Consider the following 19,942-nt stretch of genomic DNA (forward strand, 5'->3'; position numbering starts at 1 on the left):
GCCCGGCGGTCGGGCCGATACTGTTGCAAGGCTGAACATGAAACGTTCCCCACACTCGCTACGCTCATTGCCCCGCCGCGGGGTATCGGCCCGCCAGGGGCGGCCGGGAGCGATCTGACATGGCCGGGATCCTGATCATCGCGCACGCCCCGCTCGCCACCGCGCTGCGCGACTGCATCGCGCACATCTACGGCGGCGTGCCCGCCCGCATCGGCTGCATCGACGTGATGGCCGACAGCGATCCGGCCCAGGTGATGGCGTTTGCGCACGCGGAACTCGCGCGGCTGCGCGAAGACAACGGCGTCGTGGTGCTGACCGACATGTACGGCGCGACGCCCGCGAACATCGCGGGCCAGCTCGCGAAGCTCGACAACGTGCGCGTGCTGGCCGGCGTGAACCTGCCGATGCTCGTGCGGGCCGTCTGCTATCGCACCGTGCCGCTCGACAAGCTGGTCGACAAGGCGCTGTCCGGCGGCGCGAAGGGCGTGCACGAGGTGTCGTCCGGCACGCCGCCGCCGCCGACGGAAACCGGCTGCGGCCAGTGCGCGCCGATTCCGCCCGAACCGCAGCCGCGTACCCCGAGCGAATCGCACTGAGCATCCGTTTTCCGTTTTAGACCGACCCGCCGGCGCGCGCCGCCGGCGGTCCCGACCGACCCGACCGAGAATCATGCTTCAACAAGAAACCACCATCGTCAATAAATTGGGGCTCCATGCGCGCGCATCGGCCAAGCTCACGCAACTGGCCGGCAACTTCCAGTCGGAAGTCTGGATGACACGCAACGGGCGCAAGATCAACGCGAAGAGCATCATGGGCGTGATGATGCTGGCGGCCGGTATCGGCAGCACCGTGACGATCGAGACCGAAGGGCCCGACGAGCGGGAAGCGATGGACGCGCTGCTGAAGCTGATCGCCGACAAGTTCGGCGAAGGTCAGTGATCGCCGCGCGCGATCGTTGCCGTTTCGACTGAGAATGCCGCGGGTTTCGCGGCATTTTTTTCGTCGGAAGCATTGATGCGAAATGCGCAATGCTGCGGTGCATGCAGTCAGCAGGGAGTCGCGGAATTTATAATCGCTAACCGGGGTCATAAGCGCATCGCAGCAGTGTGCCGCGGCTTTACTTGTACAGAGGAGGTGCGCGTGTCCTTCACGCTGCATGGCATTCCCGTCTCACGAGGTATCGCGATCGGGCGAGCGTATCTGATCGCGCCGGCGGCGCTCGACGTCGCCCATTACCTGATCGAGGCCAACCAGATCGACGCCGAAGTCGAGCGATTCCGCACGGCGCTCGACGTCGTGCGCCGCGAGCTCGAAGCGCTGCGCGCCGACCTGACCGACGACACCCCGAGCGAAGTCGGCGCTTTCATCGACGTTCACACGATGATCCTGAGCGACGAGATGCTCGTGCAGGAAACCATCGACCTGATCCGCACGCGCCGCTACAACGTCGAATGGGCGCTGACCGAGCAGCTCGAGCTGCTCACGCGCCATTTCGACGACATCGAGGACGAATACCTGCGCGAGCGCAAGGCCGACATCGAGCAGGTGGTCGAGCGCGTGCTGAAGGCGCTCGCCGGTGCGCCGTCGGCGTCGCAGGCGCTCGACGGCGCGGCCAGGAACGGCACGAACGAGATGATCGTGGTCGCGCACGACATCGCGCCGGCCGACATGATGCAGTTCAAGACGCAGTCGTTCCAGGCGTTCGTCACCGATCTCGGCGGGCGCACGTCGCACACCGCGATCGTCGCGCGCAGCCTCGGCATTCCGGCCGCGGTCGGCGTCCAGCATGCGAGTGCGCTGATCCGCCAGGACGACCTGATCATCGTCGACGGCGACGCGGGCATCGTGATCGTCGATCCGGCGCCGATCGTCCTCGAGGAATATTCGTACCGCCAGTCCGAGAAGCTGCTGGAGCAACGCAAGCTGCAGCGCCTGAAGTTCTCGCCGACGCAAACGTTGTGCGGCACGAAGATCGACCTGTACGCGAACATCGAGCTGCCCGACGACGCGAAGGCGGCCGTCGAGGCCGGCGCGGTCGGCGTCGGCCTGTTCCGCTCCGAGTTCCTGTTCATGCATCAGAAGGAGATGCCGGAAGAGGAGGAGCAGTTCGCCGCGTACAAGCGGGCCGTCGAGTGGATGAAGGGCATGCCGGTGACGATCCGCACGATCGACGTCGGCGCCGATAAACCGCTCGAGGCGCTCGACGAAGGCTACGAAACGGCGCCGAACCCGGCGCTCGGGCTGCGCGCGATCCGCTGGAGCCTGTCCGAGCCGCAGATGTTCCTCACGCAGTTGCGCGCGATCCTGCGCGCGTCCGCGTTCGGCCAGGTGAAGATCCTGATCCCGATGCTCGCGCACGCGCAGGAGATCGACCAGACGCTCGACCTGATCCGCGAGGCGAAGCGCCAGCTCGACGACGCGGGGCTCGCGTACGATCCGAACGTGCGCATCGGCGCGATGATCGAGATCCCGGCCGCGGCGATCGCGCTGCCGCTGTTCCTGAAGCGCTTCGATTTCCTGTCGATCGGCACGAACGACCTGATCCAGTACACGCTCGCGATCGATCGCGCCGACAACGCGGTCGCGCATCTGTACGATCCGCTGCATCCGGCGGTGCTGCATCTGATCGCGTACACGTTGCGCGAGGCGAAGCGCGCGGGCGTGTCGGTGTCGGTGTGCGGGGAGATGGCGGGCGATCCGGCGCTCACGCGCCTGTTGCTCGGGATGGGGCTCACCGAGTTCTCGATGCATCCGAGCCAGTTGCTCGTCGTGAAGCAGGAGATCCTGCGCGCGCACCTGAAGGCGCTCGAAAAGCCGACGGCCGACGTGCTGGCCGCGTTCGAGCCGGAAGAAGTGCAGGCGGCGCTGCAGCGGCTGTCGGTCGCCGAGCCGCGCGCGGACGCGGCCGCCTAGGCAAGCTTGGGCGCGCTTGGGCGTTCAGCCGCCGCTGGCCGCGAACTGTAGCGAAGTGTCACGCATACGCGGTCCGGCGCGTGCGTGATGCGCGCGTCAGTGCCGCCCGCCGCACACGGGGCAATCGGCCTGGCGCGCGATTTTCATCGTCGTCCATTCCATCCGCAGCGAATCGAGCATCATCAGCCGCCCGTTGAGCGTCTTGCCGATGCCGCCGATCACGCGCAGCGCCTCGGCCGCCTGCATCGCGCCGATGATCCCGACGGTCGGAGCGAACACGCCCATCGTCGCGCACGCGACTTCCTCGAACGGCTGGTCTTCCGGGAACACGCACGCATAGCAGGGCGCGGCCGCGTCGCGGAAGTCGAACGTGCTGATCTGGCCGTCGAAGCGCAGCGCGGCGCCCGACACGAGCGGCACGCCGTGCGCGACGCACACACGGTTGATCGCGTGCCGCGTCGCGAAGTTGTCGGTGCAGTCGAGCACGACGCTCGCGTGCGGCACGTGCGCGTCGAGCCATGCATCGTCGACGCGCGCCGCGACCGCGTTCACCTTCACCTCGGGATTCAGTTGCGCCAGCGCGTCGCGTCCCGACTCGACCTTGCTGCGCCCGACCGATGCCGTCACGTGCAGGATCTGCCGCTGCAGGTTCGTGAGGTCGACCGTGTCGGCGTCGACGAGCGTGAGCGTGCCGACCCCCGACGCCGCGAGGTACATCGCGGCGGGCGAGCCGAGGCCGCCCGCGCCGACGACGATCGCATGCGCGTCGAGAAAGCGCTGCTGCGCCTCGATGCCGATTTCGTCGACGAGGATGTGGCGGGAGTAGCGAAGGAGTTGATCGTCGTTCATGGGCAGTCGTGGGCGAGGCGGGCGGACGTTCGTTATTTTAGGCGCGCATGAAAAACGGGCCATCGCGGTCTTCCCGCGATGGCCCGTCGGATGCCGGCCGGCGCTTACTTCGGCGCGGAGGCGGGCTTCGGTGCGGAAGCCGGCTTCGCGGCGCTCGCGCCCGATGCCTTCGCGCTCGCGGCAGCCTTCGCGGCCGGGCTCTTCGTCGTGCTCTCGGCGAGCAGCGACTTCGATTCCTGGACCGGCTTGCCTTCGAGCTTGTTGAGCGCCTGCTGCATCATGAAGTCGTCGGCGCTGCCGAACTCGATCGGCTTGCGATCGCGATCCTTCTGGCGTTGTTCCGGCGTCTTCTTGTCGTTCTGCTCTTCGAGCACGCGCAGCTGATCCATCCGGCGCTGCTCGCGCTCTTCCTGTTCCTTCTTCTCGTTCGGATCCTGCGTGTTCGCGAGGTGGTTCGTGTAGTCGACCTCGCGCGTCACGAGCACGTCGTCCGGATCGCCGTCCGCGTACTGATCGACCGGCACGTCCGGCGTGATGCCCTTGTTCTGGATCGAACGGCCGCTCGGCGTGTAGTAGTACGCGGTGGTCAGGCGCAGCGCGGTGTCGGCCGTCATCGGGCGCACCGTCTGCACCGAACCCTTGCCGAACGTCGTCTTGCCCATGATCTGCGCGCGCTTCGAATCCTGCAGCGCGCCGGCGACGATTTCCGACGCGGACGCCGAATATGCGTTCGTCAGCACGATCATCGGCACGGTCTTGAAGACGGGCGGCAGGTTCTTCAGCGGATCGCCGTCGAAGGACGGCAGGCGATAGTTGTCGTACGTATCGCGGTAGACCTGCTTCGAATCGGGGATCTGGCCGTTGGTCGACACGACGACCGAGTCGGGCGGCAGGAACGCGCCGGCCACGCCGACCGCGCTCTGCAGCAGGCCGCCGCCGTTGTTGCGCAGGTCGAGGATCAGGCCCTTCAGGTTCGGCTGCTGGCGCGCGATGTCCTGCAGCTTCTGCGCGAGATCGGGCGTCGTGCGCTCCTGGAAGCTCGTGATGCGGATATACGCGTAGCCCGGATCGAGCATCTTCATCTTCACGCTCTGGACCTTGATGATCGCGCGCGTGACGGTGACCGGGAACGTGCGGTCGTCGCTCTTGCGGAAGATCGTCAGCGTGACCTTGGTGCCCGGCTCGCCGCGCATCTGCTTGACGGCCTTGTCGAGCGTCATGCCGCGCACCGGCTTGTCGTTGATGCGCGTGATCAGGTCGCCCGGACGGATGCCGGCGCGGAACGCGGGGGTGTCCTCGATCGGCGAGATCACCTTGACGAGGCCGTCTTCCTGCGAGATCTCGATGCCGAGACCCGCGAAACGGCCCTTCGTCTGCTCCTGCAGCTCGTCATAGTCGGTCTTGTCGAGGAACGACGAGTGCGGATCGAGGCTCGACACCATGCCCTTGATCGCGGCCGTCAGCAGCTTCTTGTCGTCGACCGGCTCGACGTACTCGCGCTTGATCTGCCCGAATACTTCCGCGAACAGGCGGAGCTGGTCGAGGGGAAGCGGCGCCGTGGCGGTCTGCTCGGCCGATGCGGAAACCTGCAGCGTGGCGAATACGCCCGTGGCGAGGCCCGCGGCAATCAGGCCGATGTTCTTCAAATTCATTCGCATAGAGAGTCGGGTGCGGTCGGGAAGCGCGTGGCGGTAGCGGGGATGTAGCGGACAAGTATAACTGTTCGTCCGATAACTCAGTGGAACGGCGCGAAAAGCGCCGCAACGGCCGCTGAGGGCCCGGCAGGGCGCCGCCGGGCGCGCAGCGGAGTTCGAAAGCGGATTCGACCGCGGCAGGGCCGCGAAGGTTCGCGCGGCGTGCGGGCCGCGGCCCGAAGCGCGGACGGACGGCCGCGCCGGGACGCGGGCCGCCCGCCGCGACGGGCGTCAGCCCGCCTTGCCCTGTTTCGCGACGGCGGCCTGCGCCTGCGCGATCGCTTCCTGGTCGCCGAGGTAATAGTGCGTGATCGGCTTCAGGTTCTCGTCGAGTTCATACACGAGCGGCACGCCGTTCGGGATGTTCAGGCCGACGATGTCGCTGTCCGAGATGCCGTCGAGGTACTTGATCAGCGCGCGCAGCGAGTTGCCGTGCGCGGCGATCAGCACCTGCTTGCCGGCGCGCACCGCGGGCGCGATCGACTCGTTCCACAGCGGCAGCACGCGCGCGACCGTGTCCTTCAGGCATTCGGTGAGCGGCAGTTGCTCGCGCGGCACCTTCGCATAGCGCGGGTCGCCGAACGGCGCGCGTTCGTCGGTCGGCTCGAGCGCGGGTGGCGGCGTGTCGTAGCTGCGGCGCCACACGAGCACCTGCTCGTCGCCGAACTTCGCGGCCGTTTCCGCCTTGTTCAGGCCCGACAGCGCGCCGTAGTGGCGCTCGTTCAGGCGCCACGAGTGGACGACCGGCAGGTACATCAGGTCCATCTTGTCCTGCACGTGCCACAGCGTGCGGATCGCGCGCTTGAGTACCGACGTGTACGCGATGTCGAACGTGTAGCCGGCCTCCTTGAGCAATTCGCCGGCCTGGTAGGCTTCGTTGCGACCCTGTTCGGTCAGGTCGACGTCGACCCAGCCGGTGAAGCGGTTTTCCTTGTTCCACGTCGATTCGCCGTGGCGGATGAGAACGAGTTTGTACATGGATCTTGCGGTCGGTAGTGAGAGGGAAGCGGGGCGCGTCGCGCGGCGCCCGGTTCGGGCCCGCCATCGCGCAAGACGGTTATTTTATAATGGCAGGATTGTCCTCATCCGATTTCTCTTTTCCGGCGACATTCCGTGACGTTCTTTACCAATTACACGAACCTGGCCCTTATCGCGATCCTGCTGGTTTCCGGCGGCCTGCTTGCATGGCCGGCGCTGCGCCGCGGCCGCGGCGGCTTGTCGGCCGCGGAGGCGACGCAGCTCATCAATCGTCGCAACGCGGTCGTGATCGACCTGCGCGCGCCGTCCGATTTCGCGGCCGGCCATCTGCCGTCGGCGCGTCAGGTCGCCGCGGGCGAGATCGGCGCGAAAATTGCGCAGGTCGCGAAGAACAAGAGCACCCCGGTGCTGCTCGTCTGCCAGAACGGCCAGCAGTCGCAGAAGGCGGCGCGCGAGGTCGAGGCGGCGGGCTACGCCGAGGTGCACGTGCTCGAAGGCGGCGTGGCCGCCTGGCAGCAGGCCGGGATGCCGGTCGTCAAACAAGGAGTGGCGAAGTGAACAAGGTTTTGATGTACAGCACGCAGGTGTGTCCGTATTGCATGCAGGCCGAGCGCCTGCTGAAGCTGCGCGGCGTCGAGCAGATCGAAAAGGTGCTGATCGATCGCGATCCGGCCCGCCGCGAGGAAATGATGACGCGCACGGGGCGCCGCACGGTCCCGCAGATCTATATCGGCGACACGCACGTCGGCGGTTACGACGATCTGTCGAAGCTCGACCGCGAAGGCGGCCTCGTGCCGCTTCTGCAAGCGGCCTGATTAGGGCAGAATGGCCGCCGGCCGCGCCGCGGCTTGGGCGCGCACGATACATCCGTGGCGGCCGGCGAACAGCCGGGCCGCCCCGTCACCACTTTTAGGGAAACACCATGTCCGACGTCGAAAACCAACCGTTCTTCAACATCCAGCGCGTCTACCTGAAGGATATGTCGCTCGAGCAGCCGAATTCGCCGGCGATCTTCCTCGAGCAGGACATGCCGTCGGTTGAAGTCGAAGTCGACGTCAAGGCCGACCGCCTCGCGGAAAGCGTGTTCGAAGTCATCGTGTCGGGTACCGTCACCGCGAAGGTGAAGGACAAGGTCGCGTTCCTGATCGAAGCGAAGCAGGCCGGCATTTTCGACATCCGCAACATTCCGGACGAACAGCTCGACCCGCTCGTCGGCATCGCGTGCCCGACGATCCTGTTCCCGTACCTGCGCTCGAACATCGCCGACGCGATCACGCGTGCCGGCTTCCCGCCGATCCACCTGGCCGAAATCAACTTCCAGGCGCTGTACGAGCAGCGTCTCGCGCAGCTTCAGCAGCAGGCCGGCGCCGCGGCAGGCGCGAACGGTGCGCCGAACGGCACGACGCTGAACTGACGTTTCACTCCGGACCGGTGCTGGGTATGAAAGTAGCCGTTCTCGGCGCCGGTGCCTGGGGCACCGCGCTCGCGGGCCATCTGGCCGCGCGGCACGATACGCTTCTGTGGGCGCGCGACGCCGCGCTCATCGCCGGGCTGCAGGCCCGGCACGAAAATTCCCGTTATCTGGACGGCATCGCGCTGCCTGATGCGCTGCGCTACGACGCCGATCTCGGCGCCGCGCTCGCGCACGGCGCCGCTCACGACGCGCTGTGCGTGATCGCCGCGCCGGTGGCCGGACTGCGCACGCTGTGTCACGCGATGCGCGATGCAGGCTGCGTGCCCGCGCACATCGTCTGGGTCTGCAAGGGCTTCGAGGCCGACACGCATCTGCTGCCGCATCAGGTGATCGCGGCCGAGTTGCCCGAACAGCGGAGCAACGGCGTGCTGTCGGGCCCGAGTTTCGCGCGCGAGGTCGGCCAGTCGCTGCCCGTCGCATTGACGGTCGCGAGCGCGTCGGCCGAATGCCGCGAGCGCACGCTCGCCGCGTTCCATCACGGCGCGATGCGGATCTATACGGGCGACGACGTGGTCGGCGTCGAGGTCGGCGGTGCGGTGAAGAACGTGCTGGCGATCGCGACCGGCATTTCCGACGGCCTCGGCCTCGGGCTGAACGCGCGCGCCGCGCTGATCACGCGCGGCCTCGCCGAAATGTCGCGGCTCGGCGTGGCGCTCGGCGGCCGCGCGGAAACCTTCACGGGGCTCACGGGCCTCGGCGACCTGATCCTGACCGCGACGGGCGACCTGTCGCGCAACCGCACGGTCGGCCTGCAACTGGCGGCCGGCCGCACGCTGAACGACATCCTCGGCGCGCTCGGCCACGTGGCCGAAGGCGTGCGCTGCGCGCAGGCCGTGCTGGCGCTCGCGCGCGCGCAGTCGATCGAAATGCCGATCACGGAAGCCGTATGCGGCGTGCTGTTCGACGGCATCGCGCCGCGCGACGCCGTGAGCGGCCTGCTGCGCCGCGACGCGCGCGCCGAATAGGCGCGGTCCGCGTCGCGCGCGACCGGATCGCCCGGCACGATTGCGCCGGGCGCGCGGCGCCAAAAAGCGGGCTACGCTTGAACGGTCTCCCGCGTTCCGCGAGGTTGTCATGCTGCAGATCCATTCCACCACGCTCGATGCACAGCTCGTCGACATCACGACGCTCGACGTCGATGCGATCGTCAACGCCGCGAACGGCTCGCTGCTCGGCGGGGGCGGCGTCGACGGCGCGATCCACCGCGCGGCCGGCCCCGGCCTGCTCGCCGAGTGCCGCACGCTCGGCGGCTGCGACACCGGCGACGCGAAGCTCACGCGCGGCCACGGGTTGCCGGCGCGCTACGTGATCCACGCGGTCGGGCCCGTCTGGCACGGCGGCGCGCGCGGCGAGGCCGAGCTGCTCGCGTCGTGCTACCGGCGCGCGATCGAGCTGGCCGAAGAAGTGGCCGCGACGTCGATCGCGTTTCCCGCGATCAGTTGCGGCGTCTACCGCTATCCGGCCGAAGCCGCCGTCGACATCGCGGTCGGCACCGTCGCCGAGATGCTCGCGCAGGCGCCGAATCTCGCCCGCGTGGTGTTCGCGTGCTTTTCCCCCGACATCTACGACCTGTACCGCGCGCGGCTCGCGCGAACCTGACGGGCTCCGCGCCGCGGATTGCGCCAGCGAGCGTCACGCGCCGCCTTCGAAGCCGGCCTGGCGCCACGCCTCGAACACGACCACCGCGACCGTGTTCGACAGGTTCAGGCTGCGGTTGTCCGGCCGCATTGGCAGGCGCACGCGCTGTTCGTTCGGGAAGCGGTCGAGCAGCTCGGCGGGCAGGCCGCGCGTTTCCGAGCCGAACACGAACCAGTCGCCGGGCAGGAACGCATGATCGTGGAAGCGGCCCGAGCCGCGCGTCGTGAACGCGAACATCCGCGCGGGATCGGGCGCTTCGGCGGCGACGAACGCGTCCCAGTCGCGGTGCACGCGCATTTGCGCATACTCGTGATAGTCGAGGCCGGCGCGGCGCATCCGCGCGTCGTCGAGCGGGAAGCCGAGCGGCTCGATCAGGTGCAGGTGCGCGCCGGTGTTCGCGCACAGGCGGATCACGTTGCCGGTGTTCGGCGGAATTTCGGGGGGGCGACGAGGACGACGTTGAACATGTTTCGGTTTGGCTGGGGCGGCCGGAGCGGCGCAACGCGCGTGCATCCGGCCGGCCGGTTCGTGACGGCCGCGCGCGGGCGGCCGGCCTTTCCATCTAATTAATCCTTGGCGGTGCGCAGCGCAACCAGATTCGTCACGCGCACGGCGCCCGCCGCCTTCAGCGCCTGCGCGGCCGCCGCGAGCGTCGCGCCGGACGTCATCACGTCGTCGACGAGCGCGACGTGGCGGCCGGCGACGCCGCCTGCCACCGCGAACGCCGCCATCACGTTGTCGTGCCGTGCGCGCCGATCGAGCCGCGATTGCGGCGCGGTGTCGGCGACGCGCGCGAGCAGGGCCGCGTCCGCTGGCACGCCGAGCCGGCGCGCGAGCGGACGCGCGATCGCCCACGCCTGGTTGTAGCCGCGCGCGACGAGCCGCCGGTGCGACAGCGGCACCGGCGCGACGAGGTCGAAGCCGCTCGCGCCGCGCGTATCGTCGACCAGCCGTGCGAGGCGGGCCGCGAATTCGCCGCCGAGCGCGAGCCGTGCGTGAAACTTCAGGCCGCGCGCGAGCCCGTCGAGCGGCGCGCGGTAATCGGCGAGGGCGAGCGTCGCATCGAACGGCGGCGGCGCGGTGCGGCACGCTTCGCACCGGTACGCGGCCGCGCGGCCGGTGCGTCCGCCAGCGGGCGATCGTGCCTGCCCGACGCCGAGCGGCAGCGCGCACACGTCGCAGCGCAGCCGCGCTTCATTCCAGTACGCGGCATCGCAGGCGCCGCAAATTACGGTGTGTGACAAATTGCCGCACAACGCGCAGCGATTCGGCAACGTGACCGCGGCAACGCGCACGACCAGCGTTCGAACCTGCGACAAAACGACGCGCATCGTGCGCCCGGCGGAACCGCGGACCATCGCAACACTCCTGGCATGCCGCCTCAATGAAGCTTGCGAGGCGAGCGAGTATACTTCGGGCTCTTCGCCAGTGTGCCCGACATGTCCCCAGCTTCGACTTCAACCGGCCGTCCGGCCAATGACGCCAGGCGCCTGCGGCGGATCTTCGACCGCCGTGCCGCCACGTTCGATGCGGTTGCGTTCCTGCCGCGCGAGATCGCGCAGCGGATGAACGAGCGCCTCGAATACATCAAGGTGAGCCCCGCGGCCGTGCTCGATGCGGGCTGCGGCCCGGGCGACGACCTGCCGGCGCTGCGCGCGCGCTTTCCGGAGGCGCCGGTGTTCGGCGTGGACCTGTCCGGCGCGATGCTCGCGCGGGCCGGTCAGCGCGAGGTCGAGCAGACCACCTGGCGCCGCTGGCTGCCGGCCTCGCTCGGCCGGGCGCTGGGCCAGCGCGGCCCGCGCGTCGCGCAGGCCGATTTCGCGGCGCTGCCGTTTCCCGGCGGCGCATTCGACCTGATCTGGTCGAATCTCGCGCTCCACTGGCATTCGCGTCCCGATACCGTCTTCCCCGAATGGCAGCGCGTGCTGCGCGTGAACGGGCTGCTGATGTTCAGCACGCTCGGCCCGGACACGCTGCGCGAGCTGCGCGCGGCCTGCGCGGACGCCGAAGCCGCGCTCGGCATCGCGCCCCCCGCCGCGCGCGTGATCGATTTCGTCGACATGCACGACCTCGGCGACATGCTCGTCGAAAGCGGCTTCGAGATTCCCGTGATGGACCAGGAAGTGCTGACCGTCACGTACAAATCCGCCGATTCCCTGCTGGCCGACGTGCGCCGCTGGGGCGCCTATCCGTTCGCGCGCACGGCGCCGCCGCACGCGGCGCGGCGCTTTCGCGCGGCGCTCGGCGACGCGCTGGACGCGCGCCGGCGCGACGACGGCACGATCCCGCTGACGTTCGAGGTGATCTACGGCCACGCGTGGAAGGCCGTGCCGCGCACGACCGCCGAAGGGCACGGGATCGTGCGCATCGAGGACATCGGCAAGGGGCGCCCGAAGAATCGATAAAGCGGTAAAGAGGGGTTTTGTTATGTCCGAAATTAGCGGTGCAAAGCGGGGTCGAATTGGCGGCTAAAACGGCCGGAAAGCTTGTCGCGCTTGGCTTGGCGGGCGATAGGCGCTTGCTTGTGGATGCCATTGAACCCGCCTATAATGCGTCAGCTTGTCGTCCCGGGGTCCCCGCAATACGGGCCGGCGAGTCCGATGCAGGCATGCATCGCATGCCATTCGCGTGAGGCGGCGATGGAAGCAGCGAACGTTTTGGCGGAGACGGCGGACAGCGAACCGGTCCTCGAAGACTGGCTCATGAAACGCAACTGTTCGGTGTCGCCGCGCCAGTTCGTGCTGTTTTACGCGTCGCTCGCGGGCTTCTCGCTGGCGATCGCGGCGTTGCTGATGTGGAGAGGGGCCTGGCTCGTCATGCCCTTCACCGGGATCGAGTTGCTGGCGGTGGGTGTCGCATTCGCGATCTACGCTCGCCATGCGGTCGACTACGAGCGCATCAGGCTGTTTCCGCACCGGCTCGTGATCGAGCGGATGGATGCGGAGCGGCTCACGCAGATCGAATTCAACCCGCGCTGGGTGCGGGTCGAGCCGGGTGCGACGCCACGCGATCCGATTCGGCTGGTGTCGCGCGGGCAGACCGTCGTGATCGGGCAGCATCTCGCGCAGTACAAGCGTGCGCAGTTCGCCGACGAGCTGCGTGCGTCGCTCAGGCGCTGCGGCTGACGAGGCGCGGCCAATGGCCGGAACAGGCCGGCGGCTTGCGACGGGGGAGGGTTTGAATGGAAATTTTGGGTAAGGATGCTATGAAAACAATCAAGCGAGCCCTCGCGGGCGTGCTGGCATGCAGCGGATTGCTCTTTGCCGGTGCGGCCCTGGCGGTCGGTGATAGCCCGGGCGGCCCCCGTGTCAACGAGATCAACTTTCAGCCGCCTGTCACGAAGATCGCCGAGGAGCTCTACGATCTCCACACGATGATGCTGATCCTGTGTACGGTGATCTTCGTCGGCGTGTTCGGCGTGATGTTCTATTCGATCTTCGCGCACCGCAAATCCAAGGGCCATAAGGCCGCCAATTTCCATGAAAGCACGACCGTCGAGATCATCTGGACGATCGTGCCGTTCGTCATCGTCGTGCTGATGGCGCTGCCGGCGACGAAGGCCGTCGTCGCGATGAAGGACACGACGAACGCCGATCTCACGATCAAGGTCACCGGCTACCAGTGGAAGTGGGGCTACGACTACGTGAAGGGCCCGGGCGAGGGCATCGGCTTCCTGTCGACGCTGACCACCCCGCGCGACGAAGTGATGGGCAAGAAGCCGATCACCGACACCTATCTGCAGGAAGTCGACAACCCGCTCGTCGTGCCGGTCAACAAGAAGATCCGCATCATCACGACCGCGAACGACGTCGTCCACTCGTGGTACGTGCCCGCGTTCGGCGTGAAGCAGGATGCGATCCCCGGCTTCGTGCGCGACACGTGGTTCAAGGCCGACAAGGTCGGCACGTTCCGCGGTTTCTGTACCGAGCTGTGCGGCAAGGAACACGCGTACATGCCGGTCGTGGTCGAAGTCCTGTCGGACGACGATTACGCGAAGTGGGTCACCGCGCAGAAGGCCAAGCTGGCGAGCGCCGCGGTCGATCCGAACAAGGTCTACACGATGGCCGAACTCGTCGCGCACGGCGAGGAAGTCTACAAGGCGAACTGCGCGGCCTGCCACCAGGTGAACGGCAAGGGCCTCGGCGCATTCCCGGCGATGGACGGCAGCCCGATCGTGAACGGCCCGATCGCCGCGCACGTCGAGCGCGTGCTGCACGGCAAGGGCGCGATGCCGTCGTGGGCGTCGCTGTCGGATCTCGACATCGCTTCGGTCGTCACGTACGAACGCAACTCGTGGGGCAACCACAAGAACGACCTGCTGCAGCCGAAGCAAGTGGCCGACGCACGCAACGGCAAGCTGCCGGAAGACACGGCGGGCGCGGCAGCGGCACCGGCTGAAGCGGCTTCGGCGCCGGCGCAAGCCGCGTCGGGCGCCGAGCAGCCGGCGGCATCGGCCGCGCTGTCGACGATCTACTTCGAGACGGGCAAGAGCGTGCTGCCGGCCGACGCGAAAGCGGCGATCGCCGCCGCGGCCGACTATGCGAAGGCGCATCCGGACGCGAAGCTCGCGCTGTCGGGCTTCACCGACAAGACGGGCTCGGCCGACGCGAACGCCGAACTCGCGAAGCATCGTGCACAAGCCGTGCGCGATGCGCTGAAGGCAGCAGGCGTGGCGGAAGACCACATCATTCTCAAAAAGCCGGAAACGATCACGGGCGGGGCTGACGCGAAGGAAGCCCGGCGTGTCGAGATCGGCCCGGCGGCTTGACGTGTCGCTGAGTTAGTCGACGTATTCGCATTAGGAGATTCTCATGTCTAGCATCGGGCACGACGTAGCCGCGGACCACGCGCACGACGACCACGCGCACGAAGCCCCGCACGGCTGGCGTCGCTGGCTGTTCGCCACCAACCACAAGGACATCGGTACGCTGTACCTGCTGTTCTCGTTCATCATGTTCCTGTCGGGCGGCGTGATGGCGCTCGGCATCCGTGCCGAGCTGTTCGAGCCGGGCCTGCAGATCATGCGTCCGGAGTTCTTCAACGAACTCACGACGATGCACGGCCTGATCATGGTGTTCGGCGCGATCATGCCGGCGTTCGTCGGCTTCGCGAACTGGATGATTCCGCTGCAGATCGGCGCATCCGACATGGCGTTCGCGCGGATGAACAACTTCAGCTTCTGGCTGCTGCCGGTCGCGGCGGTGCTGCTGGTCGGCTCGTTCTTCGCGCCGGGCGGCGCGACGGCCGCCGGCTGGACGCTGTACGCGCCGCTGTCGACGCAGATGGGCCCGGGCATGGACTTCGCGATCTTCGCGGTCCACATCATGGGCGCGTCGTCGATCATGGGCGGGATCAACATCGTCGTGACGATCCTGAACATGCGCGCACCGGGCATGACGCTGATGAAGATGCCGATGTTCGCGTGGACGTGGCTGATCACCGCGTACCTGCTGATCGCCGTGATGCCGGTTCTGGCGGGCGCGATCACGATGGTGCTGTTCGACCGTCACTTCGGCACGTCGTTCTTCAACGCGGCAGGCGGCGGCGACCCGGTGATGTACCAGCACATCTTCTGGTTCTTCGGCCACCCCGAGGTGTACATCATGATTCTGCCGGCGTTCGGGATCGTGTCGCAGGTGATCCCGGCGTTCGCACGCAAGACGCTGTTCGGCTATAGCTCGATGGTGTACGCGACGGCGTCGATCGCGATCCTGTCGTTCATGGTCTGGGCGCACCACATGTTCGCCACGGGCATGCCGGTCACCGGCCAGTTGTTCTTCATGTACGCGACGATGCTGATCGCGGTGCCGACGGGCGTGAAGGTGTTCAACTGGCTCGCGACGATGTGGCGCGGCTCGATGACGTTCGAAACCCCGATGCTGTTCGCGATCGGCTTCCTGTTCGTGTTCACGTTCGGCGGCCTGACGGGCCTGATGCTCGCGATGGCACCGCTCGACATCCAGTATCACGGCACGTACTTCGTGGTCGCGCACTTCCACTACGTGCTGGTGGCCGGCTCGCTGTTCGCGCTGTTCTCGGGCTGGTACTACTGGGCGCCGAAGTGGACGGGCTGGATGTACAACGAGACGCGCGGCAAGATCCACTTCTGGGCGTCGATGATCTTCTTCAACCTGACGTTCTTCCCGATGCACTTCGTCGGTCTCGCGGGCATGCCGCGCCGCTATGCGGACTACCCGGCGCAGTTCACGGACTTCAACCAGGTGGCGACGATCGGCGCATTCGGCTTCGGCCTCGCGCAGGTGTACTTCCTGTTCGCGGTCGCGCTGCCGGCCTACCGTGGCGGCGGCGAGCTGGAAAAGGCGTCGGACAAGCCGTGGGACGGCGCGACGGGCCTCGAGTGGACGGTGCCGAGCCCGGCTCCGTTCCACACGTTCGAGCAACCGCCGCACGTCGAATAAGTTTTACCGAGCGCTCCGCCGCTGCCTGCCGCGCAGGCAGGCGCGGCGGGCGCGAAACTGAAGTTTCAGCGAAGTTTCAGATGACCCGGAATCCACAAGAAAGACGAACGCCCGAGCAGATCCGCGCGGGCAACAAGCGGCTCGGCCTCACCCTGCTCGTCATCGCCGCCGTTTTTTTCGTGGGTGTCGTGATCAAGCAGTGGTGGCTGTCCACCCACTGATGCAGCAACTGACGCAGTAGCGAGGAAGTCGTCGTATGTCGAAGCCGGAAGAGGGCGCCGTGGATCGCGCGTTCAATCGTTCGATGCTGGTGAAGCTCTTCGTCGTGGCCGGGCTGATGTTCGGTTTCGGCTTCGCGCTGATCCCGATGTATCGGGCGATCTGCCAGATCACCGGCATCAACAACCTGGTGCAGCGCGATGTCAGCGAGCGCGAGGTGAAGAACTCGCAGGTCGACTACAGCCGCACGGTGTCGGTCGAGTTCGATGCGAACGCACGCGGGCCGCTCGGGTTCAAGCCGGAGCACAACAGCCTCGACGTGCACCCGGGCGAACTGACGACGATCGTGTACGACGTGACGAACGGGCAGGGCCGGCCGGTCGTCGCGCAGGCGATTCCGAGCTACGCGCCGAAGCAGGCGACGGAGTTCTTCAAGAAGATCGAGTGCTTTTGCTTCACGCAGCAGACGCTGACCGCGAACGAGTCGCGCAAGATGCCGGTGGTGTTCGTGATCGACCCGAAATTGCCGAAGGACGTGAAGACGATCACGCTGTCGTACACGTTCTTCGAGCTGAATACCCCGGCCACGCCGGCCCCGGCGCAGCGCAGTACGGCGGCGGCGCAGGGTGCGGCGAAGCCGGACGCATGACGAAGGAGACGGGGCGATGACGGAAGCCAAGCGGAGCGGAACGTTCGGTCAGGCGCTGAAAGCGGTGCTGTGGTCGTTCTTCGGGGTGCGTAAGCGGCGCGACCTGGAGGCCGATGCGACACAGCTCAATCCGCTGCACGTGCTAATCGTCGCGTTGATCGCGGCCGGCGTGTTCATCGGCGTGCTGATCCTGATCGTGCGTGCGGTGGTGGGTTGAGGGCGCGGCGTGCACGGCTAGCGGCCAGACAGAATGCAGTGCGCGGCGCCACGGCGCGGCGTGCAGGAACGAGCGGTGGCGGTCTCGCCGCGCAAGAAATAAAGCCGGAGCGGTTTCCGGTACACAAATTGGACTGAAGTGGAGAATCAAGCATGAGCGGTCAAAACCAGACCCCGTACTATTTCGTGCCGCATCCGTCGCAGCATCCGATCAGCGCGGCCATCGGCCTGCTGGTCATGCTCGGCTCGGTAGCGCTGTGGATCAACGGTCACGACTGGGCGCCGTTCACGGCGCTGCTCGGCCTGCTGTGGTTGCTCTTCACGCTGTATCACTGGTTCGGCGACGCGATCGCCGAATCGGAAGGCGGTCATTACGGCAAGAACGTCGACAAGTCGTACCGCTGGAGCATGAGCTGGTTCATCTTCTCGGAAGTCATGTTCTTCGGCGCGTTCTTCGGCGCGCTGTTCTATGCGCGTGAAATCGCGCTGCACCAGCTCGGCAGCCTCGACTACAAGCTGATCTGGCCGGACTTCTCCGCCGTGTGGCCGAACGAAGGCCCCGCCGCGCTCGCCGGTCACTTCAAGACGATGGGTCCGTGGCCGGTCCCGACGCTGAACACCGCGTTCCTGCTGTCGTCGGGCGTGACGCTGACGATCTCGCACCACGCGCTGCGCGACGATCATCGCAAGAAGGCGATCGCATGGCTGGCCGCGACGCTCGTGTTCGGGATCTGCTTCCTGTTCCTGCAGGGCTTCGAGTACTACCACGCGTACAACGAACTGAACCTGACGCTGAACTCCGGCGTGTACGGTTCGACGTTCTTCCTGCTGACCGGCTTCCACGGCTTCCACGTGTTCCTCGGCGGCACGATGCTCGCGGTGGTGCTGGTGCGGATGATCCGCGGCCACTTCAAGCCCGATCATCACTTCGCATTCGAAGGCGCCGCGTGGTACTGGCACTTCGTCGACGTCGTCTGGCTCGGCCTGTACGTCGTCGTCTACTGGCTGTAAATGGAAAAACGGCCCGCGCAGCGATGCGCGGGCCGTTTTCATTGGTGTCGTGGGCGCGGCGGCGAAGCCGCGAGCGACACGGCCCCGGCGCCGCCGCGACTCAGTCAGGCGGCGCTTTTACTTGGTGGCGCGGCCGTGCGGCTAAATGTCACAGCGGTCACGGCGTGCCACAGCGGCAACGGCATCAACGCCCGATCGGCAGGCCGGTCGAATGGATCCAGCCCATCCAGTTCGCGAACAGGATGAGCAGGAACAGCGACACCGACAGCCCGACGCGGGTGGCGAGCGACCAGACCATGCGTTTCGTGTGGCCGCGGTCGTGGATCATGAAGTAGAGCGCCGAGCCCATGCTGGCAATGATGAGGACGAAGGCGATGGGAACGAGGATGTGCATGACACGAACCGGACGACGGCAATTCGAAAGGAAGAGGATAATTATCGCACTTCGTTTTCGCGGATGTGCCGGGCGGGCCGCACGATGAAGATTCGCTGGCTGCCCGCGCTGCTGATCCTCGTCGTCGTCGCCGTCACGATCCGTCTCGGTTTCTGGCAGCGCGACCGCGCGCACCAGAAGGAAGCGCTGCAGGCGAGCATCGCGCGCTACGAGCGGGCGGCGCCCGTCGACATCGGCGCGCAGCCGGTTCCGCTCGCGTCGATCGAGTTTCATCGGGTGCGGGCAAAGGGCCGTTTCATGCCCGAGCAGGCGGTGTTCCTCGACAATCGGCCGTATAACGACCAGCCGGGCTTTTACGTCGTGATGCCGCTTAAACTCACGGGCGGCGGCGTCGTGCTCGTGAATCGCGGCTGGCTGCCGCGCAACATCGCCGATCGCACGGCGATCGAGCCGTTCGCGACGCCGGCGGGCGACGTCGAGATCGTCGGCATCGCGCGCGCCGACGCGTCGCGCGCGTTCGAGCTCGGCGAAGGCGGGTCGGCCGCGCACCAGAAGATCCGGCAGAACCTCGACGTCGCCGCGTATGCGAAGGAAACCGGGCTGCCGCTGCAGCCGTTCGTGATCCAGCAGACGAGCGACGACGGCGACAAGCTCGTGCGCGACTGGCCGGCGGCGACGACCGGCGTCGAGCGCAATTACGGTTACATGTTTCAGTGGTGGGCGATGGCGGCCGCCGCGCTCGGCTTCGGCCTGTACGCCGCGCGGCGTGCGGCGAAGAAGTCGGCCGGCGCGTGAGCGTCGTGCCAGGACGCGGCGCCGGCGCCGCGGGTTCGTTTCGAGAGGTCTGATTTGTCCATGCAATCTTCCCGTCAGGGTCCGGCCGCCGCGCCGATGTCGCAGGCGGCCCGCAAGCGCGGCCGCTGGATGCTCGTGCTGCTGGGGCTCGTGTGCGCCGCGCCGATGATCGCGTCGTACTTCACCTATTACGTGATCAAGCCGAAGGGCGGATCGACGAACTACGGCACGCTGATCGAGCCGCAGCGCCCGATCCCGGCCGATCTGCAGGTGACCGACGAAACCGGCAAGACGGTGCCGCTGTCGTCGCTGCGCGGCGTCTGGCTGTTCGTGATGACCGACCGCAGCGCGTGCGACGACGCGTGCGCGAAGAAGCTCTATTTCATGCGGCAGATCCGCGTCACGCAGGCGGGCGAGCGGCACCGGATCACGATGGTGTGGCTGCGCAGCGATGCGGGCGCGGTGCCGCAGAAGGTGCTGGACGCGTATCCGGACACGCGCCGGCTCGTCGCCGATCCGGCCGCGGTGGCCGCGTGGCTGCCCGCCGACGCCGGCACGAAGGACAGCGACCACCTCTACCTGGTCGACCCGAACGGCAACCTGATGATGCGTTTCCCGAAAGACCCGAATCCCAGCAAGATCAAGTCGGACGTGACGAAGCTGCTGAAGTGGTCGAGCATCGGTTAAGGCGAG

23 protein-coding genes and 1 pseudogene are annotated in these 19,942 nt (G+C 67.1%); 18 read left to right on the plus strand and 6 right to left on the minus strand.

All coding sequences use genetic code 11. From position 1 onward, the window contains the following. Positions 1-119 precede the first annotated feature (119 nt). The 3 genes from LGN10_RS20830 (at position 120) to ptsP (ending at position 2,913) form a co-directional block, all read left to right on the plus strand. Positions 120-596 (plus strand): PTS sugar transporter subunit IIA, encoded by a 477-nt coding sequence (locus LGN10_RS20830; protein ID WP_059576100.1) that lies wholly within the window; start codon positions 120-122, stop codon positions 594-596. A 73-nt stretch (positions 597-669) separates the two neighbouring features. Continuing rightward, positions 670-939: an HPr family phosphocarrier protein gene (locus tag LGN10_RS20835; RefSeq protein ID WP_006477716.1), complete on the plus strand. Its 270-nt coding sequence runs from the start codon at positions 670-672 to the stop codon at positions 937-939. Between the two features lie 201 nt (positions 940-1,140). Further along, a complete protein-coding gene (ptsP, locus tag LGN10_RS20840) occupies positions 1,141-2,913 on the plus strand; it encodes a phosphoenolpyruvate--protein phosphotransferase (RefSeq protein WP_060312566.1) in 1,773 nt (590 codons plus the stop codon). 96 nt (positions 2,914-3,009) lie between these two features. Here the strand turns inward: ptsP and LGN10_RS20845 are convergent, their stop codons facing one another. The 3 genes from LGN10_RS20845 to gpmA all read right to left on the minus strand — a co-directional run bounded on the left by LGN10_RS20845 (position 3,010) and on the right by gpmA (position 6,434). After that, positions 3,010-3,762, minus strand: a complete 753-nt coding sequence (locus LGN10_RS20845; protein WP_226224906.1) for a HesA/MoeB/ThiF family protein — start codon at positions 3,760-3,762, stop codon at positions 3,010-3,012. Between the two features lie 104 nt (positions 3,763-3,866). Continuing rightward, positions 3,867-5,420, minus strand: coding sequence for a S41 family peptidase (locus LGN10_RS20850; protein ID WP_060966615.1), 1,554 nt, complete (start codon positions 5,418-5,420; stop codon positions 3,867-3,869). A 267-nt stretch (positions 5,421-5,687) separates the two neighbouring features. Next, positions 5,688-6,434, minus strand: coding sequence for a 2,3-diphosphoglycerate-dependent phosphoglycerate mutase (gene gpmA / locus LGN10_RS20855; RefSeq protein ID WP_060966616.1), 747 nt, complete (start codon positions 6,432-6,434; stop codon positions 5,688-5,690). A 135-nt stretch (positions 6,435-6,569) separates the two neighbouring features. On the opposite strand from gpmA, the gene LGN10_RS20860 reads away from it, so the two are divergent. From LGN10_RS20860 to LGN10_RS20880, 5 genes are all read left to right on the plus strand, one after another. Further along, positions 6,570-6,992, plus strand: a complete 423-nt coding sequence (locus LGN10_RS20860) for a rhodanese-like domain-containing protein (RefSeq protein ID WP_040142128.1) — start codon at positions 6,570-6,572, stop codon at positions 6,990-6,992. Further along, complete coding sequence (gene grxC / locus LGN10_RS20865; RefSeq protein ID WP_006477722.1) at positions 6,989-7,249, plus strand: glutaredoxin 3; 261 nt, start codon at positions 6,989-6,991, stop codon at positions 7,247-7,249. Before LGN10_RS20860 ends, grxC begins: the two co-directional genes overlap by 4 nt. A 107-nt stretch (positions 7,250-7,356) precedes the next feature. After that, the gene (gene secB / locus LGN10_RS20870; RefSeq protein ID WP_059576108.1) at positions 7,357-7,848 is read left to right on the plus strand and encodes a protein-export chaperone SecB; all 492 of its coding nucleotides are present in this window, start codon (positions 7,357-7,359) and stop codon (positions 7,846-7,848) included. 26 nt (positions 7,849-7,874) lie between these two features. Beyond that, positions 7,875-8,873 (plus strand): NAD(P)H-dependent glycerol-3-phosphate dehydrogenase, encoded by a 999-nt coding sequence (locus LGN10_RS20875; protein WP_059642703.1) that lies wholly within the window; start codon positions 7,875-7,877, stop codon positions 8,871-8,873. A gap of 109 nt (positions 8,874-8,982) precedes the next feature. Next, the gene (locus tag LGN10_RS20880; protein ID WP_059642699.1) at positions 8,983-9,507 is read left to right on the plus strand and encodes an O-acetyl-ADP-ribose deacetylase; all 525 of its coding nucleotides are present in this window, start codon (positions 8,983-8,985) and stop codon (positions 9,505-9,507) included. A 33-nt stretch (positions 9,508-9,540) separates the two neighbouring features. Here the strand turns inward: LGN10_RS20880 and trmL are convergent. Together trmL and LGN10_RS20890 are read right to left on the minus strand one after the other, a co-directional pair. Further along, a pseudogene (trmL, locus tag LGN10_RS20885) lies at positions 9,541-10,013 on the minus strand (tRNA (uridine(34)/cytosine(34)/5-carboxymethylaminomethyluridine(34)-2'-O)-methyltransferase TrmL). A gap of 99 nt (positions 10,014-10,112) precedes the next feature. Then, positions 10,113-10,904 carry a ComF family protein gene (locus tag LGN10_RS20890; RefSeq protein ID WP_226224907.1) on the minus strand — a complete coding sequence of 264 codons (792 nt, stop codon included), beginning with the start codon at positions 10,902-10,904 and terminating at the stop codon, positions 10,113-10,115. An 81-nt stretch (positions 10,905-10,985) separates the two neighbouring features. Here LGN10_RS20890 and LGN10_RS20895 point away from each other — a divergent pair, with 81 nt between their 5' ends. The 8 genes from LGN10_RS20895 (at position 10,986) to LGN10_RS20930 (ending at position 18,060) form a co-directional block, all read left to right on the plus strand. Then, entirely contained in the window at positions 10,986-11,951 is a 966-nt protein-coding gene (locus LGN10_RS20895; protein WP_060312482.1) for a methyltransferase domain-containing protein, read from the plus strand. Between the two features lie 195 nt (positions 11,952-12,146). Then, entirely contained in the window at positions 12,147-12,671 is a 525-nt protein-coding gene (locus LGN10_RS20900; protein WP_059576125.1) for a DUF2244 domain-containing protein, read from the plus strand. A 56-nt stretch (positions 12,672-12,727) separates the two neighbouring features. Further along, positions 12,728-14,314, plus strand: a complete 1,587-nt coding sequence (gene coxB / locus LGN10_RS20905; RefSeq protein WP_226224908.1) for a cytochrome c oxidase subunit II — start codon at positions 12,728-12,730, stop codon at positions 14,312-14,314. A gap of 43 nt (positions 14,315-14,357) precedes the next feature. Further along, on the plus strand, positions 14,358-15,965 hold the full coding sequence (ctaD, locus tag LGN10_RS20910) for a cytochrome c oxidase subunit I (protein ID WP_006477731.1): 1,608 nt from the start codon (positions 14,358-14,360) through the stop codon (positions 15,963-15,965). Positions 15,966-16,045: 80 nt separating this feature from the next. Next, positions 16,046-16,186, plus strand: coding sequence for a cytochrome oxidase small assembly protein (locus LGN10_RS20915; RefSeq protein WP_006486385.1), 141 nt, complete (start codon positions 16,046-16,048; stop codon positions 16,184-16,186). Between the two features lie 35 nt (positions 16,187-16,221). Beyond that, a complete protein-coding gene (locus tag LGN10_RS20920) occupies positions 16,222-16,833 on the plus strand; it encodes a cytochrome c oxidase assembly protein (RefSeq protein ID WP_034208453.1) in 612 nt (203 codons plus the stop codon). Positions 16,834-16,849: 16 nt separating this feature from the next. Beyond that, the gene (locus LGN10_RS20925) at positions 16,850-17,050 is read left to right on the plus strand and encodes a DUF2970 domain-containing protein (protein WP_059576130.1); all 201 of its coding nucleotides are present in this window, start codon (positions 16,850-16,852) and stop codon (positions 17,048-17,050) included. A gap of 152 nt (positions 17,051-17,202) precedes the next feature. Continuing rightward, a complete protein-coding gene (locus LGN10_RS20930; protein WP_006486364.1) occupies positions 17,203-18,060 on the plus strand; it encodes a cytochrome c oxidase subunit 3 in 858 nt (285 codons plus the stop codon). 184 nt (positions 18,061-18,244) lie between these two features. On the opposite strand, the gene LGN10_RS20935 is transcribed toward LGN10_RS20930, so the two are convergent. Next, positions 18,245-18,454 (minus strand): twin transmembrane helix small protein, encoded by a 210-nt coding sequence (locus LGN10_RS20935; protein ID WP_226224909.1) that lies wholly within the window; start codon positions 18,452-18,454, stop codon positions 18,245-18,247. 84 nt (positions 18,455-18,538) lie between these two features. Here LGN10_RS20935 and LGN10_RS20940 point away from each other — a divergent pair, with 84 nt between their 5' ends. After that, entirely contained in the window at positions 18,539-19,249 is a 711-nt protein-coding gene (locus LGN10_RS20940; protein WP_226224910.1) for an SURF1 family protein, read from the plus strand. Positions 19,250-19,309: 60 nt separating this feature from the next. Continuing rightward, positions 19,310-19,936, plus strand: a complete 627-nt coding sequence (locus LGN10_RS20945; protein WP_059576133.1) for an SCO family protein — start codon at positions 19,310-19,312, stop codon at positions 19,934-19,936. Positions 19,937-19,942: the final 6 nt, after the last annotated feature.

This window comes from Burkholderia sp. AU32262 (assembly GCF_020419985.1).
GTDB classification, from domain to species: domain Bacteria; phylum Pseudomonadota; class Gammaproteobacteria; order Burkholderiales; family Burkholderiaceae; genus Burkholderia; species Burkholderia semiarida.

Excerpts from the sequence above, each read along its gene's own strand:
- LGN10_RS20845 (WP_226224906.1), bottom strand. The coding sequence starts at position 3,762 with ATGAACGACGATCAACTCCTTCGCTACTCCCGCCACATCCTCGTCGAC.
- LGN10_RS20880 (WP_059642699.1), top strand. The coding sequence starts at position 8,983 with ATGCTGCAGATCCATTCCACCACGCTCGATGCACAGCTCGTCGACATC.
- LGN10_RS20835 (WP_006477716.1), top strand. The coding sequence starts at position 670 with ATGCTTCAACAAGAAACCACCATCGTCAATAAATTGGGGCTCCATGCG.
- LGN10_RS20940 (WP_226224910.1), top strand. The coding sequence starts at position 18,539 with ATGAAGATTCGCTGGCTGCCCGCGCTGCTGATCCTCGTCGTCGTCGCC.
- LGN10_RS20875 (WP_059642703.1), top strand. The coding sequence starts at position 7,875 with ATGAAAGTAGCCGTTCTCGGCGCCGGTGCCTGGGGCACCGCGCTCGCG.
- LGN10_RS20890 (WP_226224907.1), bottom strand. The coding sequence starts at position 10,904 with ATGGTCCGCGGTTCCGCCGGGCGCACGATGCGCGTCGTTTTGTCGCAG.
- LGN10_RS20945 (WP_059576133.1), top strand. The coding sequence starts at position 19,310 with ATGCAATCTTCCCGTCAGGGTCCGGCCGCCGCGCCGATGTCGCAGGCG.
- LGN10_RS20930 (WP_006486364.1), top strand. The coding sequence starts at position 17,203 with ATGAGCGGTCAAAACCAGACCCCGTACTATTTCGTGCCGCATCCGTCG.
- ctaD (WP_006477731.1), top strand. The coding sequence starts at position 14,358 with ATGTCTAGCATCGGGCACGACGTAGCCGCGGACCACGCGCACGACGAC.
- LGN10_RS20895 (WP_060312482.1), top strand. The coding sequence starts at position 10,986 with ATGTCCCCAGCTTCGACTTCAACCGGCCGTCCGGCCAATGACGCCAGG.
- secB (WP_059576108.1), top strand. The coding sequence starts at position 7,357 with ATGTCCGACGTCGAAAACCAACCGTTCTTCAACATCCAGCGCGTCTAC.
- LGN10_RS20925 (WP_059576130.1), top strand. The coding sequence starts at position 16,850 with ATGACGGAAGCCAAGCGGAGCGGAACGTTCGGTCAGGCGCTGAAAGCG.
- LGN10_RS20920 (WP_034208453.1), top strand. The coding sequence starts at position 16,222 with ATGTCGAAGCCGGAAGAGGGCGCCGTGGATCGCGCGTTCAATCGTTCG.
- LGN10_RS20850 (WP_060966615.1), bottom strand. The coding sequence starts at position 5,420 with ATGCGAATGAATTTGAAGAACATCGGCCTGATTGCCGCGGGCCTCGCC.
- LGN10_RS20935 (WP_226224909.1), bottom strand. The coding sequence starts at position 18,454 with ATGCACATCCTCGTTCCCATCGCCTTCGTCCTCATCATTGCCAGCATG.
- LGN10_RS20900 (WP_059576125.1), top strand. The coding sequence starts at position 12,147 with ATGCAGGCATGCATCGCATGCCATTCGCGTGAGGCGGCGATGGAAGCA.
- gpmA (WP_060966616.1), bottom strand. The coding sequence starts at position 6,434 with ATGTACAAACTCGTTCTCATCCGCCACGGCGAATCGACGTGGAACAAG.
- LGN10_RS20915 (WP_006486385.1), top strand. The coding sequence starts at position 16,046 with ATGACCCGGAATCCACAAGAAAGACGAACGCCCGAGCAGATCCGCGCG.
- LGN10_RS20830 (WP_059576100.1), top strand. The coding sequence starts at position 120 with ATGGCCGGGATCCTGATCATCGCGCACGCCCCGCTCGCCACCGCGCTG.
- coxB (WP_226224908.1), top strand. The coding sequence starts at position 12,728 with ATGGAAATTTTGGGTAAGGATGCTATGAAAACAATCAAGCGAGCCCTC.